Source organism: Immundisolibacter sp. (assembly GCF_028696615.1).
In the GTDB taxonomy this organism is placed as follows: domain Bacteria; phylum Pseudomonadota; class Gammaproteobacteria; order Immundisolibacterales; family Immundisolibacteraceae; genus Immundisolibacter.
This window is the reverse complement of record NZ_JAQVGQ010000211.1, coordinates 1-4410: the sequence shown is the minus strand read 5'-3', so window position 1 is coordinate 4410 and position 4410 is coordinate 1. Positions and strand designations below refer to the sequence as shown.

General features: G+C 68.5%; 5 protein-coding genes. All 5 read left to right on the top strand.

Features of this window, described 5'->3' with window-relative positions; genetic code table 11:
* The first annotated feature begins 294 nt into the window (after positions 1-294).
* Positions 295-1515 (top strand): argininosuccinate synthase, encoded by a 1221-nt coding sequence (locus PHC73_RS11780; protein WP_300128399.1) that lies wholly within the window; start codon positions 295-297, stop codon positions 1513-1515.
* Positions 1516-1522: 7 nt separating this feature from the next.
* Positions 1523-2686 carry a homoserine O-acetyltransferase gene (locus PHC73_RS11775; protein ID WP_300128396.1) on the top strand — a complete coding sequence of 388 codons (1164 nt, stop codon included), beginning with the start codon at positions 1523-1525 and terminating at the stop codon, positions 2684-2686.
* Positions 2683-3360: a methionine biosynthesis protein MetW gene (gene metW / locus PHC73_RS11770; RefSeq protein ID WP_366949870.1), complete on the top strand. Its 678-nt coding sequence runs from the start codon at positions 2683-2685 to the stop codon at positions 3358-3360. Before PHC73_RS11775 ends, metW begins: the two co-directional genes overlap by 4 nt.
* Complete coding sequence (locus PHC73_RS11765; RefSeq protein ID WP_300128393.1) at positions 3341-3757, top strand: DUF4399 domain-containing protein; 417 nt, start codon at positions 3341-3343, stop codon at positions 3755-3757. The genes metW and PHC73_RS11765 overlap by 20 nt, the downstream gene beginning before the upstream one ends.
* 71 nt (positions 3758-3828) lie before the next feature.
* Positions 3829-4410: undecaprenyl-diphosphate phosphatase (locus PHC73_RS11760; RefSeq protein WP_300128390.1), on the top strand; the 582-nt coding region annotated here is incomplete at its 3' end.

Genomic DNA, 4410 nt, shown 5'->3' with positions numbered 1-4410 from the left:
TGCTCGGTCCCGACATGATTCCCCTGCAAAAGCTGAAACCCCGTGCCGGAACTTCCTCAGCGTGCCGAAGGAAATTCGGCAAAATCCCGTCCACGGTTTTTATACGCTTGCTTCACAACCAAACGCTTGCGCCATATGGTCAGGCCGGGAGCATGCTGTCCCGGACGCCGGCACCGCAACGACCATAGCCACCGGCATGCCACCACGGGCCTTGGCATCGGCGGCACCTGCCGCGTCACCGGCTTGGCCTAGAATAAGCGCCCCTCGATACCGCCCAGCGGAGCTGACTCATTCATGGCCGACGTCAAGCGCGTGGTGCTCGCCTACTCCGGCGGGCTCGATACGTCCATCATCCTGAAGTGGCTGCAGGAAACCTATCACTGCGAGGTGGTCACCTTCACAGCGGATATCGGCCAGGGCGACGCCGAACTTGAGCCGGCCCGCCGCAAGGCCGAGACCATGGGCGCCTGCGCCATCTACGTGGACGACCTGACCGAGGAATTCGCGCGCGACTTCGTGTTCCCGATGTTCCGCGCCAACGCGCTGTACGAGGGCGAGTACCTGCTCGGCACCTCGATCGCGCGGCCGCTGATCGCCAAGCGTCTGGTAGAGATCGCCCGCGAGACCGGGGCGGATGCCATCGCCCACGGCGCCACCGGCAAGGGCAACGACCAGGTGCGCTTCGAGCTCGGCGCCTACGCGCTGATGCCCGAGGTGCGCGTGATCGCGCCGTGGCGCGAGTGGGACCTGACCTCGCGCGAGAAACTGCTGGCGTATGCCGAGCAGCACCGGATTCCGGTCGAGTTCAAGCGCGCCGGGCAGGCCGCGCCCTACTCCATGGACGCCAACCTGCTGCATATCTCGTATGAAGGCGGCGTGCTGGAGGACCCCTGGCAGGAGCCCGAAGAATCCATGTGGCGCTGGACGGCCAGCCCCGAACAGGCGCCGGATGCGCCGCAGTACGTGGAGCTCGAATACCGCCAGGGCGACATCGTGGCAGTGGACGGCGAACAGCTCACGCCGGCCGGCGTGATGCGGCGGCTGAACGAAATCGGCGGCCGTCACGGCGTCGGCCGGGTCGACATCGTCGAGAACCGCTACGTCGGCATGAAATCCCGCGGCTGCTACGAAACCCCCGGCGGCACCATCATGCTCAAGGCGCACCGCGCCATCGAGTCGATCACGCTCGACCGCGAGGCGGCGCACCTGAAAGACGACCTGATGCCGCGCTACGCGAGCCTGGTCTACAACGGCTACTGGTGGAGCCCGGAGCGGCAGTTGCTGCAGGGTCTGATCGACGCGAGTCAGCAGCACGTCAACGGCACCGTGCGCGTCAAGCTGTACAAAGGCAACGTGCTGATCGCCGGGCGCAAGAGCCCGAATTCGCTGTTCGACCCGGCCATCGCCACCTTCGAGGACGATGCCGGCGCGTACAACCAGGCGGACGCCACCGGCTTCATCCGCCTGAACGCGCTGCGCCTGCGCAGTGCCGCCCGCCTGCGTGGCGGCGGCTGACCGCGTCTTGGCCGCGCACAGCGCTCCCACCGCGCCGGATTCGGTGGGGCTGGTCGAGCCGCGCAGCTTCCGCTGCGACACGCCGCTGGCGCTCGACTGCGGGCGTGAACTGCCGGGCTTCGAGCTGAAGTACGAAACCTACGGCACGCTGAACGCCGCCCGCAGCAATGCCATTCTGGTCTGTCACGCCCTGTCCGGCGACCACCACGCCGCCGGCTGGCACAGCCCGGACGACAAGCGCCCAGGCTGGTGGGACGTGTGCATCGGCCCCGGCAAGCCGATCGACACCGACCGGTTCTTCGTGGTCGCCTGCAACAACCTCGGCGGCTGCGCCGGCTCGACCGGGCCGACCACCATCAACCCGGCCACCGGCCGCCTGTGGGGTCCCGATTTCCCCATCGTGACGGTGCGCGATTGGGTGCGCAGCCAGGCGCTGCTGGCCGACCACCTCGGCATCGAGCGCTTCGCCGCGGTGGCCGGCGGCAGCCTCGGCGGCATGCAGGCGCTGCAGTGGGCCATCGAGTTCCCGGGCCGGGTGCGCAGCGCGCTGCTGATCGCCGCCGCGCCGCGCCTGTCGGCGCAAAACATCGCCTTCAACGAAGTGGCGCGCAAGGCCATCATGTCCGACCCGGACTTCCACGCGGGCCGCTATGCCGAGCACGGCGTGGTGCCACGCCGCGGCCTCATGCTGGCGCGCATGCTGGGGCACATCACGTATCTTTCCGACGGCCTCATGCGCCAGAAATTCGGCCGCGAGCTGCGCGAGGGCAAGATCAACTTCGGCTTCGACGTCGAGTTCCAGATCGAGTCTTATCTTCGCCACCAGGGCGAGACCTTCGTCGACCGCTTCGACGCCAACACGTACCTGCTGATGACCAAGGCGCTCGACTACTTCGACCCGGCCGCCGAGCACGACGGGGATCTGGCCCGGGCGCTGGCGCGGGCGCAGGCACGCTTCCTGGTGGTGGCGTTTTCGAGCGACTGGCGCTTCTCGCCCGAGCGCTCGCGCGAGATCGTCAAGGCCCTGCACACCGGCGGCAGCGCGGTCAGCTACGCGGCGATCGAATCGCCCGACGGCCACGACGCCTTCCTGTTGCCCAACGACCACTATTTCGCCGTGCTGCGGGCGTTTTTGAACCGCATCGACGCCGAACTGGAGGCGCCGGCATGAGCGCCGTCGCCGACCGCCACCCGGGCGCGCCGCACCTGCGCGGCGATCACGCCCTGATCGCGCAGTGGATCCGCCCCGGCAGCCGGGTGCTGGATCTTGGCTGCGGCGACGGAGCGCTGCTGGATCACCTGCGCCGCCAGCGGGCGGTGACCGGCTACGGCGTCGAGATCGAAATCGACCGCGTGGTGCGCTGCATCGAGCGCGGCGTGAGCGTGATCCAGGGCGACCTCGACGCGGGCCTGGCGGACTTCGACACCGGCTCCTTCGACTACGTGATCATGAGCCTCACGCTGCAGGCGGTGTATTTTCCGGCCCGCGTGCTGGAGGAAATGCTGCGCGTCGGGCGCGAGGGCATCGTGGCGTTTCCGAACTTCGGCCACCTGAGCTGCCGCCTGCAGCTGGCCTTCGGTGGCCACATGCCGGTATCACCGGCGCTGCCGGAATCCTGGTACGAGACCGACAACATCCGCCTGTGCACCGTGCGCGACTTCGAGTGCCTGTGCGAGCGGCTCGGCATCCGCATCCTGCAGCGCCTGGTGGTGAATCACCAGCATCGCCGCTCGCTCGGCGCGCGCCTGCTGCCCAACCTGCTGGGCGAAGTGGCGCTGTATCGTTTCGAGCGGCATCCCGCATCCACCCCCACGGAGGTCGCCCATGAAACACGTCCTGCGTAGTGTCTGCCTGGCGCTGCTGCTGGCGCCGCTGCCGCTGCTCGCCCGCACCCCCGCGCCGCCGGGCGCCGAGGTGTACTTCATCACCCCGCAGGACGGCGCCGTGGTCCACAACCCGATCACGGTGCGCTTTGGCCTCAAGGGCATGGGCGTGGCGCCGGCCGGCATGCAAAAGGACGCCACCGGCCATCATCACCTGCTGATCGACGCCGAACTGCCGCCGCTCGACCAGCCGGTGCCCAACGACGAGCGTCACAAACACTTCGGCGCCGGCCAGACCGAAACCGTCATCACCCTGCCGCCCGGCCAGCACACCCTGCAGCTGCTGCTGGGCGACTTTGCCCACGTCCCGCACGAGCCGCCGGTGATGTCCGAGAAGATCACCATCACGGTCGAGTGAGCGCGCTGTGATTGCGGCACCGTCGCCAGCGGGGCGACGGTGCTTTTTTTTTGCCATCAACCCACATTCCCATGCCGGCACCGGAACCCAGTCTGCTGCAAGTGATCGTGCTCGCCATCGTGCAGGGCATCACCGAATTCCTGCCGATTTCGAGCTCCGCGCACCTGATCCTAGTGCCGGAACTGCTCGGCTGGCCGGACCAGGGCCTGGCCTTCGACGGCGCCATGCACGTCGGCACGCTCACCGCCGTGCTGTGGTACTTCCGCAAAAACCTGTGGCCGTTGACGCGCGATTTCGGGCTGAGCCTGCGCGGGGAGGGCCTCACGCCGAACGGGCGCCTGGCCTGGGCGGTGCTGCTCGGCACGCTGCCGGCGGCCATCGCGGGTCTCCTGCTGCACGACCTGGTCGAAACCACGCTGCGCAGTCCTAAGGTGATCGCCGCCACCACCATCGGCTACGGCCTGCTGCTGTGGCTCGCCGACCGCATCGGCGAGCAGGGGCGCGACGAGTACACGTTTCGCTGGCGCGATGCCGCGCTGGTGGCGGTGGCGAAGGCGCTGGCGCTGGTGCCGGGCACCTCGCGCTCGGGCGTGACCATGACGGCCGGCCTGCTGGCCGGCCTCACGCGCGCCGGGGCGGCGCGGTTTTCGTTT

Bases quoted from the DNA above. Each gene is read 5' to 3' on its own strand.
- PHC73_RS11780 (WP_300128399.1), top strand. From the start codon at position 295: ATGGCCGACGTCAAGCGCGTGGTGCTCGCCTACTCCGGCGGGCTCGAT.
- metW (WP_366949870.1), top strand. From the start codon at position 2,683: ATGAGCGCCGTCGCCGACCGCCACCCGGGCGCGCCGCACCTGCGCGGC.
- PHC73_RS11765 (WP_300128393.1), top strand. From the start codon at position 3,341: ATGAAACACGTCCTGCGTAGTGTCTGCCTGGCGCTGCTGCTGGCGCCG.